The 15,116-nt window shown below is 72.0% G+C and carries 14 protein-coding genes; 6 read left to right on the plus strand and 8 right to left on the minus strand.

Annotation, left to right across the window (positions count from 1 at the left end):
• Positions 1-41 precede the first annotated feature (41 nt).
• On the plus strand, positions 42-1,172 hold the full coding sequence (locus IH25_RS0118180) for an LLM class flavin-dependent oxidoreductase (protein WP_030610927.1): 1,131 nt from the start codon (positions 42-44) through the stop codon (positions 1,170-1,172).
• Positions 1,173-1,311: 139 nt separating this feature from the next.
• Here IH25_RS0118180 and IH25_RS0118185 read toward each other — a convergent pair whose 3' ends face one another.
• The 6 genes from IH25_RS0118185 to IH25_RS37590 all read right to left on the minus strand — a co-directional run bounded on the left by IH25_RS0118185 (position 1,312) and on the right by IH25_RS37590 (position 8,456).
• Complete coding sequence (locus IH25_RS0118185; RefSeq protein ID WP_030610930.1) at positions 1,312-2,223, minus strand: Gfo/Idh/MocA family protein; 912 nt, start codon at positions 2,221-2,223, stop codon at positions 1,312-1,314.
• Positions 2,220-2,720 carry a flavin reductase family protein gene (locus IH25_RS0118190; protein ID WP_030610932.1) on the minus strand — a complete coding sequence of 167 codons (501 nt, stop codon included), beginning with the start codon at positions 2,718-2,720 and terminating at the stop codon, positions 2,220-2,222. Before IH25_RS0118190 ends, IH25_RS0118185 begins: the two co-directional genes overlap by 4 nt.
• 425 nt (positions 2,721-3,145) lie before the next feature.
• A complete protein-coding gene (locus IH25_RS0118195) occupies positions 3,146-4,684 on the minus strand; it encodes an alpha,alpha-trehalose-phosphate synthase (UDP-forming) (RefSeq protein ID WP_245172815.1) in 1,539 nt (512 codons plus the stop codon).
• Complete coding sequence (locus IH25_RS0118200; RefSeq protein ID WP_030610938.1) at positions 4,681-5,751, minus strand: zinc-dependent alcohol dehydrogenase; 1,071 nt, start codon at positions 5,749-5,751, stop codon at positions 4,681-4,683. The genes IH25_RS0118195 and IH25_RS0118200 overlap by 4 nt, the downstream gene beginning before the upstream one ends.
• Before the next feature lie 123 nt (positions 5,752-5,874).
• Positions 5,875-7,074, minus strand: a complete 1,200-nt coding sequence (locus IH25_RS0118205; RefSeq protein WP_030610940.1) for an acyl-CoA dehydrogenase family protein — start codon at positions 7,072-7,074, stop codon at positions 5,875-5,877.
• 203 nt (positions 7,075-7,277) lie between these two features.
• Positions 7,278-8,456, minus strand: coding sequence for an IS701 family transposase (locus tag IH25_RS37590; RefSeq protein WP_051753998.1), 1,179 nt, complete (start codon positions 8,454-8,456; stop codon positions 7,278-7,280).
• A 444-nt stretch (positions 8,457-8,900) separates the two neighbouring features.
• Between IH25_RS37590 and IH25_RS0118220 the strand changes: the two genes are divergently transcribed.
• On the plus strand, positions 8,901-9,530 hold the full coding sequence (locus tag IH25_RS0118220) for a TetR/AcrR family transcriptional regulator (RefSeq protein WP_051753999.1): 630 nt from the start codon (positions 8,901-8,903) through the stop codon (positions 9,528-9,530).
• A 523-nt stretch (positions 9,531-10,053) separates the two neighbouring features.
• Positions 10,054-10,710 (plus strand): ScbR family autoregulator-binding transcription factor, encoded by a 657-nt coding sequence (locus tag IH25_RS0118225; protein WP_280842506.1) that lies wholly within the window; start codon positions 10,054-10,056, stop codon positions 10,708-10,710.
• A gap of 35 nt (positions 10,711-10,745) precedes the next feature.
• Here IH25_RS0118225 and IH25_RS0118230 read toward each other — a convergent pair whose 3' ends face one another.
• A complete protein-coding gene (locus tag IH25_RS0118230) occupies positions 10,746-11,789 on the minus strand; it encodes a LysR family transcriptional regulator (RefSeq protein ID WP_107058408.1) in 1,044 nt (347 codons plus the stop codon).
• Positions 11,790-11,971: 182 nt separating this feature from the next.
• Here IH25_RS0118230 and snpA point away from each other — a divergent pair, with 182 nt between their 5' ends.
• A complete protein-coding gene (snpA, locus tag IH25_RS0118235) occupies positions 11,972-12,676 on the plus strand; it encodes a snapalysin (RefSeq protein WP_030610955.1) in 705 nt (234 codons plus the stop codon).
• Positions 12,677-12,801: 125 nt separating this feature from the next.
• Positions 12,802-13,308 carry an NUDIX hydrolase gene (locus IH25_RS0118240; protein WP_030610957.1) on the plus strand — a complete coding sequence of 169 codons (507 nt, stop codon included), beginning with the start codon at positions 12,802-12,804 and terminating at the stop codon, positions 13,306-13,308.
• Positions 13,309-13,344: 36 nt separating this feature from the next.
• On the opposite strand, the gene IH25_RS0118245 is transcribed toward IH25_RS0118240, so the two are convergent.
• On the minus strand, positions 13,345-13,977 hold the full coding sequence (locus IH25_RS0118245) for a TetR/AcrR family transcriptional regulator (RefSeq protein ID WP_030610960.1): 633 nt from the start codon (positions 13,975-13,977) through the stop codon (positions 13,345-13,347).
• 95 nt (positions 13,978-14,072) lie between these two features.
• Between IH25_RS0118245 and IH25_RS0118250 the strand changes: the two genes are divergently transcribed.
• Positions 14,073-15,017, plus strand: a complete 945-nt coding sequence (locus IH25_RS0118250; protein WP_030610963.1) for a beta-ketoacyl-ACP synthase III — start codon at positions 14,073-14,075, stop codon at positions 15,015-15,017.
• Positions 15,018-15,116 lie beyond the last annotated feature (99 nt).

Here is a 15,116-nt window from a genome sequence, read left to right on the forward strand (position 1 = left end):
TGCGACCTGTCGTCACTGCGACCCCTGTGAGGAGCTGCCCCGTGCAATTCGGCATCTACAGCGTCGGAGACATCACCCCTGACCCGACCACGGGCCGTGTCCCGACCGAGCACGAGCGGATCAAGTCGATGGTCCGGATCGCGCTCAAGGCGGAGGAGGTGGGCCTGGACGTCTTCGCCACCGGTGAGCACCACAACCCGCCCCATGTGCCCACGTCCCCGACGACGCTGCTCGGCTACATCGCCGCGCGCACCGAGCGGATCATCCTGTCCACCGCGGTCACCCTGATCACCACGAACGATCCGGTGAAGATCGCCGAGGACTACGCGATGCTCCAGCACCTGGCCGACGGGCGCGTGGACCTGGTGCTCGGCCGGGGCAACACCGCCCCGGTCTACCCGTGGTTCGGCAAGGACATCCGGCTGGGCATCCCCCTCGCGCTGGAGAACTACGCGCTGCTGCACCGGCTGTGGCGGGAGGAGGAGGTGAACTGGCACGGCAAGTTCCGTACGCCGCTCAGCCACTTCACCGCCACGCCCCGGCCGCTGGACGGTGTGCCCCCGTTCGTCTGGCACGGTTCGATCCGCAGCCCGGAGATCGCGGTGCAGGCCGGCCACTACGGCGACGGGTTCTTCGCCAGCAACATCCTGTGGCCCAAGGAGCACTTCCAGGACCTGATCGCGCTCTACCGGCACCACTACGCGGAGAGCGGGCACGGCCGGCCCGAGCAGGCCGTCGTCGGGCTCGGCGGGCAGGCCTTCATGCGCAAGAACTCGCAGGACGCCATCAGGGAGTTCCGGCCGTACTTCGACAACGCGCCGGTGTACGGGCACGGTCCGTCCCTGGAGGACTTCATGGAGGTCACGCCGCTGTCCGTGGGCAGTCCGCAGCAGGTCATCGAGAAGACCCTGCGGCTCCGTGAGTACTTCGGCGACTACCAGCGGCAGATGTTCATCATGGACCACGCCGGGCTGCCGTTGAAGACCGTGCTGGAGCAACTGGACATGCTGGGCGAGGTCGTTCAGGTGCTGCGCAAGGAGTTCGCGAACCAACGGGCCGCCGGTGTCGCCGAGCCGCCGCTGCATCCGGCCGTCGCGGCCCGCCGGCAGGAGCCCGCGGCGGGCCGGCCGGGTGCGGCCCCGCGCCCGAGCCGGACGGATCCCAGGACCTGACCGGTCCTGGGGTCCGTCGCCGCGCGGGCCGGGACGAGCGGCGCGGCGGTGGGGAGCAGGTGTCCGAGCGAGTACCGACGAACACGCTCCAGTGACCGCGGACGGCCCACGGCGACTTCCAGAGGTGAGGCGGTGGATGTCATTCCGGTTCCGTGCGCGCCGCCCGGTCGATGGCGTCCAGGGCGCGGGCGGTGCGTACGATCTCCCGGGCGGTGGGCGGCTCCCAGCGCAGGTCTCCCCTCAGCTGGCCGAGGAATGCCTCCAGCGCGGCTCCGGCCCGCGGCCGCGGCTCGACGGTCACGCTGGCGCGCGTGCCCTCGATGTGCAGGTGCAGGCCGCCGGGGCGGGACGTCCAGCCCGCCTGGAGGGTCACCGGCACGCCGCCCCAGGACAGCACGGCGGCCCCGCCCACGTTCAGGTCGGTGCCGGAGCGGCCGAGGTAGGAGGCGCCGCACACCCGCAGACCCGCCGAGGGGTCCAGCCACTCCAGCAGGTCGACCAAGTGGACCGCGAGGTCGGCGAAGGCGCCCGCGGCGCCGTGCCGCTCGGCCAGCATCCAGGCGGCGGGGCCGGTGAACACACCGTCCAGCAGCCCCGGATGGGTGAAGCGGAGGTGCACGCCCGCCAGTTCGCCGAGGGCCCGGTCGGCCAGCTTGGCGCGCACCTCCCTCAGTTCGGGCGCGCAGCGCAGGAACATCGCGGTGGTGACCGGCCGTTCGGCCGCCGCGAGGAGCACCGCGAGCCGGCCGGTCTCCTCGGCGGAGGCCGCCAGGGGCTTCTCGATCAGCGCAGGGACGCGGGCCCGCACGGCCTGGCGCAGCAGGGTGCCGTGCTGGGCCGTGGTGGAGACGATCACGGCCGCGTCGGCCCCGGCCAGTGCCTCGGCCGCGTCCCGCGCGGGCTCGATGCCCGCCACCGGTGCCGGGCGGTCGCTGTAGACGGCGGCCAGCGCGGCCCGCGGGTCGCGGTCGACCACCTCCAGGTAGTCGGGGAGGTGCACATGGTCCGTGCCCAGCACCGCGAGCCGGAGCGGGGCCGTGGCACGGGTCATCCGGTCGCGGCCATCTGGTCGTTGGGGACGGGCCGGCCGAAGACGCGGTCGCTGTAGACGAGGGGCGCTCTGTCGCCCGCGTGGGTCGCCTCGACCCGGCCGACGAGGATGCTGTGATCGCCTCCGTCCAGGATCTCGTGGGTGGTGCAGGCGATGCGCGCCGCCGCCTCCGGCAGCCCGGGCAGGCCGAGTTCGCAGGGCGTCATGTCACCGGCCTCGAACCGGTCGACGCCCGAGGTCGCGAAGCGCAGGGCGACATCGCTCTGGTCGTGGGCGAGTACGTTGATGAGGAAGTGCCGGGCCGAGGTGAAGGCGCCGTGCGTGCTCGCGCCCTTGTCCAGGCAGATGAGCACGAGCGGCGGATCAAGGGACAGCGAGGAGAAGGAACTTCCGGTGAAACCCCACCGCCGCCCGGACGCGTCGGCCGTGGTGGCCACCGTGACAGGGGCGGGTACGCGGGACATGGTCCGGGTGAAGGCGAGGCGGTCGACAGGCATACGGTCATCCGTTCGTGTCTGGGGCTGAGCGGGCGGGAGTGAGGGGTGGACGGGCCCTCGGCGGACCCTCGGCGAACCCTTCGCGGGTCCTTTGGGGGTCCTCCGGCGAGCGGTCCTGAGCCGTCCGAGGGCCGGAGCCCGAGGCGTGCGCGTCGGGCTGCGTGTCGGGCGTGCGCGTCGGCTCCGCCGTCCGGCCGGGGGGCGGCACGGTCAGGAGGCCCGTCCGCCTCCGCCCGTGGACGGGAGGGCCGGGGCAGGGCTGCCCGCCCCGGGGCCCGTACGGCCGGTGCCTCGCCGTCCGTGGTGGCGCGGCTCCGTCGCCGCGCCACCACGGCATGCGCCCGGTGTGCCCGCCCGGCCGGCCGGGTGGTCGGCCGGGCGGCCGCCGCGCCGGGGCGGCGCCCTGCGGTCAGGCGGTCAGGCGGTCAGGCGGTCTGCCGGACCGGCTCGCCGACCGGCGTGCGGTCTTCGAGCGTGCTCAGGAAGGACTGTGCCCAGTGCCCCACGTCGTGGGTGAGCACCTGGGCGCGCAGCGCGCCCATCCGACGGCCGGCCTCGGCCCGGCTGATGGTCAGGGCCTTCTCCAGTCCCGACTTCACCTCCTCCAGATGGTAGGGATTGACCTGGAAGGCGCTGGTCAGTTCGGCCGCGGCACCGGCGAACTCGCTCAGCACCAGGGCGCCTTGCAGGTCGTGCCGGCAGGCGACGTACTCCTTGGCGACCAGGTTCATCCCGTCGCGCAGCGGGGTGACGAGCATGACGTCGGCCGCCCGGTACAGGGCGGCGAGTTCCTCGCGGCCCACCGAGGTGTGCAGGTAGTGCACGGCCGGATGACCGACCCGGCCGAACTCGCCGTTGATGCGGCCGACGGTGCGTTCGATGTCCTCCCGCATGCGCAGGTAGTGCTCGACACGCTCCCGGCTGGGTGTGGCGATCTGCACCATCGTGGTCGTCTCGGCGGTGACCCGGCCCTCGGCCAGCAACTCGTGCAGCGCGCGCAGCCGGATGTCGATGCCCTTGGTGTAGTCGAGCCGGTCGACGCCCAGGACGATCTTGCGGGGGTTGCCCAGCTGCGCGCGGATCTGCTCCGCCCGCCGCTGGACGTCGGCGCGCCGGGCCAGCCGGTCGAGGTCGGCTGCGTCGATGGAGATGGGGAACGCGCCCACCTTCACGGTCCGCCGCCCGGCGGGGGACTGCGCCACGCCGAGGAGTCCGGGTTCGTCCCCGACGTCCGACACGGCGCGCTCCTCGCGCACTCCGGCCAGCCGCCGGGCGAGCCACTGGAAGTTGCGGGCCCCGCCCGGCCGGTGGAAGCCGATGAGGTCCGCGCCCAGCAGCCCCTGGATCAGCTCGGTGCGCCAGGGCACCTGCATGAACAGCTCGACGGGGGGAAACGGGATGTGCAGGAAGAAGCCGATCCGCAGGTCGGGGCGCATCTCCCGGAGCATCGCCGGCACCAGTTGCAGCTGGTAGTCCTGCACCCAGACGGTGGCCCCGCGTGCGCTGATGTCGGCGGTGGCCTGGGCGAACTTGCGGTTGACGTGGACGTAGGCGTCCCACCAGCTACGTCGGTAGCGGGGCGGCATGATCACGTCGTGGTACAGCGGCCACAGGGTCGCGTTGGAGAAGCCCTCGTAGAAGCCGTCGACCTCGTCGGCGGTCAACGCGACCGGGTACAGGAGCAGTCCGTCGTGCCGCCAGGCACGGGCCGGGGTGCCGCCGGCCTTCGCGGTGCCGGGCCAGCCCACCCAGGCCCCCCGCTGGGTACGCAGGAACGGTTCCAGCGCGTTCACCAGGCCGCCGGGGCTGCGCCGCCAGCGCCGGCGACCGCCGTCGGTGCCGTCGTCCTCCAGGCTCACGGGCAGCCGGTTGGCGACCACGACGAGCCCGGCACCGGCCGCGGGCGGCACGGTGTGCCGCGGCGCGGGTGTCTCCTCCGGCACGTCCATGGGCGGCGGCTTCATCGCCGGAAGTCGACGATGGTCTTGAGGTCGGTGGTGGAGCGGTAGTTCTCGAAGATGTCCACCAGGCCGTCGTAGTCGTCGAACCGGTGCACGGTCGACAGCAGCGCCTTGCCGTCCACGATGCCCGATCGCAGCATCTGCATGGCGGAGGCGATGACATTGGCGCTCTTGTGCATCGGGAAGCTGGTGACGTCGAAGGGCGCGGAGCGGATGGTGATGCCCTTGGCGAGCATCAGCCAGGTGTCGAACTTCTGCATCTCCTGGGAGGCGCCGTAGAGGATGTAGCGTCCGCCGGCCTTGAGCTTGCGCATGGCGACGCGGCGCGGGTCCTTGTTCTCGTCGTCGACCTTGACGGTGGGCAGGGCGTCGAAGACGTAGTCGAAGGTGCCGTCCTCGACGGTCTCGATCAGTTCGTCGGGCAGGTACGCCCGCTGCGAGAACTGCTCCTCGGCGAACGCGTTGCGGGCCGGGTTGTTGTCCACCGAGACCACGGAGTTGGGGGCCAGCAGGCGCCGGATGACGCTGCCCGCGATGACGCCGATCGGTCCCGTGCCCATGATGAGCACCCGGTCGCCGATGCGCGGCGGGTTGGACAGCACCGAGCGCAGCGCTCCGGTCACCGGCTCGATGAAGGAGGCCTCCAGGTCGCTCATGTCCTCGGGGATCTTCACGGCCGCGGCACGGCGGTCGTCGTAGAAGTCGCGGTCGGCGGCGAAGACGTCTTCCTTGACCTGGCCGGAGAAGATCGGCCGGACGGTGCGGTACTCGGCGAAGCCGCCGAAGTCCGTCTGGCCCCAGTACACGATCCGGTCGCCGATCCGCACGTCGGTGCCGCTGCGGTCGAAGTCCGGGCCTATGTCGACGATCTCACCGAGGTACTCGTGCCCGAGGATCACCGGGTACTCGGAGGGGAAGAGGTGGCCTTCGAAGAAGGAGATGTCGGTCGAGCAGATGGACACGCAGCGCGTCTTCATCAGCAGTCCGTCCGCCGGGGTGGCGGGGATGGGCAGGTCGGCCAGCACCGTCTTGCGCGGGGCGAGGAGTTGCACGGCCTTCATCGTCTGCATGAGTGGGTCCTCGTCATGTGGTGGGGCGTGGTGTCGGTCGGGCGTGCGGGTCCCTTGGGGCCGGCCGGGCGGTGGGGCGCCGGGGCCGGCCGGTGGTGGGGGTGGGGGTACGGGGTGGCGCCGTCAGCGCCGCATCACGAGTTCTCCGCCGAGCAGGAACTGCCCGACCGTCTCGAAGTGCGTCGCGGAGAGCGTGATGTGTTTCGTGGCCGAGTGGATGTCGCGGAAGCAGCGCTCCAGCCGGCTGGTGGCGTACACGGAGGTGGCCCCGGCCAGGGTGAACAGCGAGTCCACCGCGGCCACGGTCTTCTCGGCGACGGTCGCGGCGGTCAGCCGCACCAGGGCGGTGAGCGCGTCGCCGCCGTCGGTCCCGTGTGCGGTCACCTGCGCCGCCGCGTGGGCGAGCAGGGTCTCCGCGCTGTGCACCTCCGCCTGTGCGCGGGCCAGCTTCTCCTGGACCGTGTGGCTGGTGGCGAGGCTGCTGGACGCGCCGGTGGCGGTCTTGCGGGCGGCCAGCGCCTTGAAGTCGGCGAGGGCGTCCTGGGCCACGCCGAGGGCGGTGGAGGCGGAGGTGAAGGGACCGAAGTCGTAGTAGCTGATCGGGTAGGCCCGGGAGGGGCGGGCGGCGGGCGGGCGGTGCATGGCCGCTCCGTCGACGGTGAACTCCTGCGGTACGTAGACCTGGTCGACGCGGTAGTGGTTGCTGCCGGTGCCGCGCAGGCCGACGGTGTACCAGGTGTCGCGGATCTCCGCCTCGGCGCGCGGGATGAACAGCATGCGCACGGCCGGTCCGGCGGGGGTCCGGCGGATCTCGCCGCCGTCGGTGACGGGGGCGGCGCACACGAGCCAGTCCGCGTGGGCCGAGCCGCTGGCGAAGGCCCACTCGCCGGTCAGCAGGTAGCCGCCGTCCACCGCCTCGGCCCGGCCGGAGGGGTTGACGCCGCCGACCACCAGACCGTCGCTGTCCCGGAAGAGGGTGCGCGAGGTGCTGTCCGGCAGATAGTCCGACAGCCGTCCGATGGCGCCCTGGACGCCCATCTGCCAGGCGATGGAGGCATCGAGCCGGGCGAGCGCCTGGATGACGGCCGAGCCGGTCTCGATGGGCAGCTGCTCGCCGCCGAACTCCTTGGAGACCCACATGCGCGGGATGCCCGCGTCGCGCAGCGCCTCGAAGACGGGGCGGGGCGTGACCCGGTCCTGCTCGGCTCGCTCGCGGTTCTCCTCGATGACGGGCGCGATCTTCTCCACGCGCGCCAGCCAGTCCTGGGTCTGCTCCGAGGGGGGCGGGCGGAGTATGTCGCCTGCGGCGCCGGCTGAGCTCACGGCAGTCTCCATTCGTAATTACTACAACTTACGTACTGATGGGTACGCAAGTGTGCGGACGATGACTTCGAGGAACGGGGTGTGGTCCGGGAACGCGGGGCCGTATCACGCGGATTCACGGTGATTCTTGGGGCTGGCCCCTGGCCGGGGCAACCTCGACTTGCGGAAGTCGCAGGACGGATCGGCGCCCGTCCGCGCGCCGGTCAGGCGCAGACGCTGTCGGGTACGGTGAGGGCCATGACGCGGTCCCGCGCGGTCAGCCGGGTGAAGGCGTGCGCGGCGGAAGCCATCGTCATGTGATGGTGCCAGCCGGGGTAGGACCGGCCCTCGAAGTCCTGTACGCCGAAGTGGCCGAGGTCCCGGACGGCCGCCTCACCGGCGGTGGCGTGCCGGGCCAGGGCGAGTACCTCCTCGGCCCGCCAGTCGGCCAGGCTGGTGATCCAGTACCGTGCGCCCGGTCTGCCGACGGCCACCGGGCGGGCCAGGGCGCGGTAGACGCGTGGGCCGCCGGATGGTTCGCCCGCCCTTCCGGGCAGCCGCACCTCCCCGCAGTGGACGGCCAGCCGTTCGAGCCGGCCGGTGACGGCCTGGCGCACCACCACCTGTGGCTGGCGCGGATGGCTGCGCGCCATCCATTCCCCCAGACCGGCCGCCGGGGCCACGCCGAATGCCGGCAGTACGGGTTCCGCGGCGCCGACCTCGCAGACGAAGTCCAGTCCGCGCCGGGCCAGCCCCTCCATGACCGCGCCCGCGTCGGCGGTGCGGCGCAGGTCGAGCGCCCACGGGATGCCCGACAGCGAGGGGGTGGCGGATACGTCCGACGCGAAGTCCAGGATATGTCTCCAGGTCGGGCGGGCGGTCACGGACGCCGGGATGCGCGCTCGCGAACGGCGCTTCTCGTCCGCGCACCAGGACTCCTCCAGCAGCAGACTCCAGTTCACGGGCACGCAGCCGACCTCGGCGGCCAGGAAGAGCCCGATCGCCAGTTGGCAGTTGACCGTCCGGCCCAGGTCGGTGTCGAAGCGGCGGTGCACGCCCACGGAGTGCACACCGCGCTTGGGTATGGTCAGTTCGGCCACGGTCCAGGCCCGTGGCAGTCCCTGCGTGGCCACTGCCCGCGCCAGGCTGCGCCGGACCGGCCCCCAGTCCCAGGGACTGGCGTTGATGAACTGCTGCAGTCCGTGGGCGGCGGCGGGAGCGGGTGAGACCGCCTTGGCCAGCCGCTGCAGCGTCTTCTTGCCTGGCACACTCAGCAGGGCGCCGAGATACGCATGAGCCCAGCGGCGCTGGTCCGCACGCTGGAGTGGTTCGAAGACCTCCTCGACGAAGGCCCGAAGCTCATGAGTGTCGACCGCAGTTGCGCCTAAGGTGCCTGCCGGCATGTTCGAAACCTCTCCCCCTGGCATCGGCCGCACCGATGTGCGGTGCGGTGCTCGGTGCATATGCGCAATCAACCCCGAGACAAAATACCTTCTCAAACGTCAATTTCCGGGGAGTGGTTGACGACTTTCCAACCTCCCCCCGCAACCTGCGGGAACTCACACCGGCGGCCGCCGACGCGGTGCCGTCCGGGCGGACCGGGTGACACTCGCCCCCCGTCGGACCGGTCGCGCACACCGTGCCCTTCGAGCCGTGAGAGACAGCAGTGATCCGGCCAGCCGATCCGCGCTTCTCCATATGACCGGCCACCTTCCTACCTATAGGGGCGGTAGCAAGCGGTGTCGGTTTCGGACAGCTCATCTCACTCCGCTTGTGGGCCCCGCAGCGTTAAGAAAGGATTTCTTGGGGGTGATTTGTCGATCCATTCCGGAGCACGAAGGGGCACCGTGATCAAGCAAGACAGAGCACGCAGGACTCATGAGCTACTGCTCGACGCGGCAGCGGGAGAGTTCGCCCGGCATGGGTACATGGGTGCGAATCTGCAACGTGTTGCGCAGGAAGCCCATATGACAAAGGGCGCCCTGTACGCGCACTTCGCGTCGAAGCGGCTCCTGGCCATGGCACTGACCGGACCCTTCGAGCGCGCCTGGCAGGAACTGCTGACCCAGGTCGAACAGGGCCCTGCCACGCCGATGGAGAAACTGCGCCTCCTCGCCGTCAGGCTGGCCGAACGACTGCAGACGGACCTGCGTTTCCGGGCCGGGTTCCATCTGTGCAGCGAGGCCGCCCGCACCCACGGCCGGCTGCCGCGAGTGGCCCAGGACCTGTGCGGCACGGTCGCGACGCTCATGGCACAGGCCCGGCGCCAGGGACAGCTGACGGATCATCATGATCCCGAGCGAATGGGCAAGTTGCTGTTGGCCCTGATGTTCGGCGTCTACTACTCGACGCCCGAATGCCGGATGGATCGCTTCAGCGAACTCCTGTGCACGGCGTGGTGGCAGGCGCTGAACGACGGGCAGCCGGCCCCGCCCCTCCGGCAGCAGGAGGTACCCGAGCCCTGCCGCCAGGCCTAGCGGGGAACACGGAACGGCGCCGGCGGCCGGGCGGCGCCCGGCCGCCGGCGCCGTTCCGTATGCGGTCGGGTGGGTACTCGCGTTCACCCGCGCACTTCGACAAGTAAGACACCGTTCGTGGCGCCGACATGACGTCCGGAGGGTCGGTCCGGTATGCATGGGAACGGTTTTCCGCCACATGGGAGTACATGATTCACACGCATGGCCGTTCTGCCGCCGCTCAACTCCACGCCCGCGTACCCCGCACCCCCGTCAGGCCAAAGAGCCGAATCTGCCCTCATGCCCGGCGATACCGCTTCCCCCCATGCGCCGACGCCGTGCCGAACGGGCCTCAACGGCGGTCGGCATCCTTCCGTTTCCGCGTCAGGGATCCACGCACGTGCGCTGCTGCGCATCCCGCTCATGCCCCGCGACGCGTCGTCGATCACGTCAGACAAGGGATGCCTTCGTGACACCTCCCCGCACTCCCCCCACGCACCCCACCACCGCCGCACGCTCCAAGGAACCCAAACAGGAGCGCGCCATCAGGTCGCGGCACAATATCCTGCTGGCTGCCGGACGTGCCTTCGCCGAACGGGGTTACCCGGCCGTAACCATGCATGACGTGGCCGACCTCTCGGGAATGACGAAAGGGGCCGTCTACTTCCACTTCAGCAGCAAGGAGTGCCTGGCCGTCGCCGTCAGCGCCGAGTTCGCCGACCGGCTGCCCGCCCTCTGCGACGCCGTCGCCCGGCTGTCCCTGCCCCCGGTCGCCTCCGTCACCGAACTGCTGCTGCGCACCGCCGCCGCGCTGCGCGACGAGCCGCTGATGAAGGCCGGGGCGCGGCTGCAGATCGAGCGGAGCCTGATCGACGTCGAACTCCCCCTGCCCTTCGAGGACTACACCGCGCTGATAGCCACCTGGCTGCGGGGCGCGCTGACCGCGGGCGACCTGGAGCACTCGACGCCTCCCGAGCCGCTGGCCCGCGTCCTGGTCTCGGCGTTCTTCGGTGCCCAGCTGCTGTCCTGGATGGCCGACGACCGGACCGGCATCATCGAGCGGACCGTGGAGGTGCTCCACGCCGTCGTCCCCTGCACGCGCGACCCGCGGCACATCAGCCCGTACCTGCACGAGGCGTCCACGGCACGCGAGCCCGCACGGACGCGATCGCGACACCGCGCGGGCCGGCCCCTGGCCTAGCACCGGCGCCGCGACGCGCCACGGCGGCGGTCCGCCTATCCGGCGCGCGCCTCGGCCGTCAGGGGGCGCGGCCGGCGGGCCGGCGGTGTGCCCGGGTGCGGGTGGTGCGCGGGCGGGCCGTCCGGCACACCGGTGCTCTCCGGTCCGCCGGCTGCCGCGCGGCCGAGCCATTCGCGGTACGCCGGTGCCTCCCATGCCACCGTCCAGTAGGCCTCCTCCAACTCCGAGTAGACCCGGTCCAGTTCGCGCTCCGTTCGGGCCGCCAGCAGCAGCCGTACCCCGATCGGGTCACCCTCCAGGGGACGGATCGCGAGGTCGGGACGCACCGGGGCGGTCGGCTGGCTGACCGTGACCACCTCGCCGATGGCGGCCAGCGAGTAGGCGGTGAGGTAGTCGCCGTGCAGCATCTCGGAATCGAGGCCCGCCGCGCGCAGCACCCGGCACAGGGCGTCCCACTCGCCGTCGACCGTGGAGTCGACCATCCACCGGTCGCCGGCCAGGTCGGCGAGGCGCACCTGGGACCGCGACGCCGCCGGATGGTCCGCGGCGAGCGTGACGAACTGCGGTTCCCGCTCGACCAGCACCCGCAGGCACAGTCCGGCCGGCACCCGCAGCGGACTGCCCTCGACCTCGTGCACGAAGGCCGTGTCGAGCCGGCCGGCCGCGACCATGTCCAGCAGCGCGTTGGCGGACACGCTCATCTGCAGCACCGGCTCGATCCCCGGGCGCCGGGCCCGCAGCAGTCGCAGCCAGCCGGGGATGGCCCTGCTGGCCGTGGCCCCGATGCGCAGCTGGTACCCGCCGGCGGCGCGGGCCGCCGCCGCCCTGGTCTCGGTGACGATCGCGGCGAACTCCGCCACCAGCGGCCTGGCCCGGCTGAGCACCGCCAGCCCCAGCGGGGTGGGCCGGCAGCCGGTGCGGGCGCGCACGAAGAGCTGAGCGCCGAGCGCGCGCTCGATCCGCCGTAGCTGGGTGCTCAACGAGGGCTGCGCCAGACCGAGTTCCCGGGCCGCTTTGTGCAGGCTGCCGGTGTCGGCGATGGCGCAGAGCACACGCAGATGTCTCACCTCCAACTCCATGGGGGGAGCGTAGGGCGACATGGAACACGACACCAGATGTTCAAGTTGCAAGGAAAGCGGACGAGTCGGTCGGCGATAGCCCCGAGCTATCCCCAAGTGCCATCATCCCTCGCCGTGTTGGGCTGCCTGAGACTCACTGGCAACCGATCGTTCAACCCCACAGGACGAGAAGGAGCTCCCCCATGGCATCGTTCGGGAACAGCACCGGGTCGAAGAGCACCAGGAGACTTCTGGGTCTGGCCCTCGGCCTCGGGCTGGCCACCGCCGCGCTCGGCACCGCGAGCCCGGTCAGCGCGCAGGACACCGCAACGGCCCCCGCCCGCACCGCACCCGCCCGCACCGCGGCCGCCGGTTACGTGGGCAGCGCCGAGGACGCCGGCGCCAAGGCGTTCTTCGACGCCGTGGTGAAGTCGGTCGCCAAGCGGCAGGCCGAGCAGCCCTCCCTGAAGGCGGTGACCGTCTACTACAACGCCTCCCAGGCCCCGAGCTTCCGCACCCAGATATCGAGCTCCGCCTCGATCTGGAACAGCTCCGTGTCGAACGTCAAGCTCCAGGCGACCTCCAGCGGCGGTGACTTCGCCTACTACGAGGGCAGCGACTCGCGCGGGTCCTACGCCTCCACCGACGGCCACGGCCGCGGCTACATCTTCCTGGACTACGCGCAGAACCAGCAGTACGACTCCATCCGTGTCACCGCCCACGAGACCGGCCATGTGCTGGGCCTGCCCGACCACTACAGCGGGCCGTGCAGCGAGCTGATGTCGGGCGGCGGCCCCGGCCCCTCCTGCACCAACCGCTACCCGAACGCCACCGAGCGCTCCCGGGTCAACCAGCTGTGGGCCTACGGTCTCGCCAAGGCGATCGCGCAGGTCGACAAGGCGGGCTGAGCACGAGGGAACACCACGGGCCGGCTCCCCCGCAGCCGGCCCGCCACGGACCGCGGCCCGGCATCCGCGGTCCGTGGCCCGGCACCCGCGGTCCGGGCACCGGGCCGTGGATAGCATCGGCCTCCATGACCCCGACACAGCGGCGAACATCCCGTGTCCTCCTGGTCGATGACCGCGACCGCCTCCTCCTGCTGTGCGGACGCGATCCGCGCCGGCCGGGAGCGCGCTGGTGGTTCACCGTCGGCGGCGCCGTGGAGGACGGGGAGGACTATGTGCGGGCGGCCGTGCGCGAGGTCGAGGAGGAGACGGCACTGACCCTCGCCGCCCACCGGCTGAGCCCGGTGGTGTGGACCCGGCGCGCGCTCTTCAGCGTGGACGGCCACGGCTTCGACCAGTACGAGGAGTACCGCCTGGCCCGCGTCACGGCCGGCGAGGCGCGCGGGGTCCAGGTCGCCACCGAGGAAGCCCGCTACGGGCACCGCTGGTGGCCGCTGGACGCACTCGCCACCACCGAGCAGACCGTCCGCCCGAAGAGGCTGGCCTGGCATCTGAGCGCCGTGCTCGCGGCCGGCGAGTCCCCTCCGGCGCCCCTTCACCTGGGCGACTTCGACGAGGACACCGATCCCGATTGACGCATCCCCTGACACGGCACGCCCGGGTCGCCCCGGCTAGGTGGCCGGCCGCTCCCTGCGCGGGCCGAGCAGGCGGTCCAGCGCCCGCCGGGTGCGGTCGGTGGCGTCCGGTGCCGCGAAGAGCTGGATCTCCTGGTTCAGGGCCATGAAGAGGCCGATCAGCTCGAACACGACCTGGTCCGGATCGGTGTCCGCCGGCAGGTCGCCCGCCGCCACCGCCGTACGCACCTCGGCGGCCAGCCGGCGCCGCCACACCCGGGACATCCGGGCCACGGCCTCCCGGACGGGGCCGCCGCGGGCGTCGAACTCGATGGACGCCGTGGTGAAGAAGCACCCGCCGGGGAAGACGGCCCGCCCGGCGTCCAGGTCCAGGTAGGCGATCCACTCCTCGCAGACGGCCCGCAGCCGGGGCAGGCCCGGCTCCACGTCCGCCGCGGGCTCCCACACCAGGCGGGAGAACGCCGCCGCCGCGCCCTCCAGCGTGGCCAGCTGAAGGGCCTCCTTGGTGCCGAAATGCCCGAGCACACCGGCCTTGCTCATCTTCAGCTCGGCGGCCAGCCGCCCGATCGTGAGCCCTTCGAGACCGTCGCACGAGGCCAGGGCGATACCGCGCTCGACGATGCGCTGCCGCGTCCTGCGGGCTTCGGCCACGGAATTGCGAGGGCTCATGCCCACCATCGTAGGCGAGGAGGGACCGCTTCAGCTTCCGACCGATCGGTTGCTATATTCCGGGGCACCTGATGCCGAGCCGAGGAGATCACGCCGTGCCGGGAAGCCGTATCGCCGCCCTGGGCCACTACCAGCCGACGCGCGTCCTGACCAACGACGACCTGGCCACCATGGTCGACACCAGCGACGAGTGGATCCGGCGCCGTACGGGCATCGTCACCCGCCGCATCGCCGCCCCTGAGGAGTCGGTCACCGACATGGCGGCGGCCGCCGCGAGCAAGGCGCTGGCCGCGTCGGGGCTGGAGCCCGCCGACATCGGGATGATCACCGTGGCGACCTGCTCGGCCATCGACCGCTGCCCCTCCATCGCCGCCCAGGTCGCCGGGCGCCTCGGTCTGCCCGCCCCGGTGGCCTTCGACCTCAACAACGGCTGCGCCGGCTTCTGCACCGCGCTGGCCTGCGCCGACCACTCGCTGCGCGCGGGCGCCGCCCGGCACGCCCTGGTCATCGGCGCCGAGAAGATGTCCGACGTCACCGACTGGACCGACCGCCGTACCTGCGTCCTGCTCGGCGACGGGGCGGGCGCCGCCGTGCTGAGCGCCTCCGCCGAGGAGGGGATCGGCCCGGTGTGCTGGGGCTCGGACCCCACCCGCGGTGACGCGGTCCGGCTGGTCGGCGACTGGCACCCGCGCTTCGCCCAGGAGGGGCAGACCGTGTTCCGCTGGGCCACCGGCGAGCTGCCCGCCATCGTCCGCGAGGCCTGCGCGCGGGCCGGTCTGACGCCGGCCGACCTGGCGGGTGTGGTCACCCACCAGGCCAATCTGCGGATCATCGACGCCGTCGTACGGCAACTCGATCTGCCCGAGAGCACGGTGATCGCCCACGATGTCGTGGAGTCCGGCAACACCTCCGCCGCGTCCGTCCCGCTCGCCCTGTCCAAGCTGACCGAGCGCGGCGAACTCCCCAGCGGCGCCCCGGTCCTGCTCCTCGCCTTCGGCGGGGGCCTGTCCTGGGCCGGCCAGGTGGTCACCTGCCCCTGAACACCGCGCCCCGGCGGCGTCCGCGGCGCCGACGCCGCCGGCGTCCGGCCGGCCGGCCCGTCACCGCGGCCCGCCCGTCACACCGCTGTAACGGCGGGA

The organism is Streptomyces achromogenes subsp. achromogenes (assembly GCF_000720835.1).
Lineage (GTDB): Bacteria > Actinomycetota > Actinomycetes > Streptomycetales > Streptomycetaceae > Streptomyces > Streptomyces achromogenes.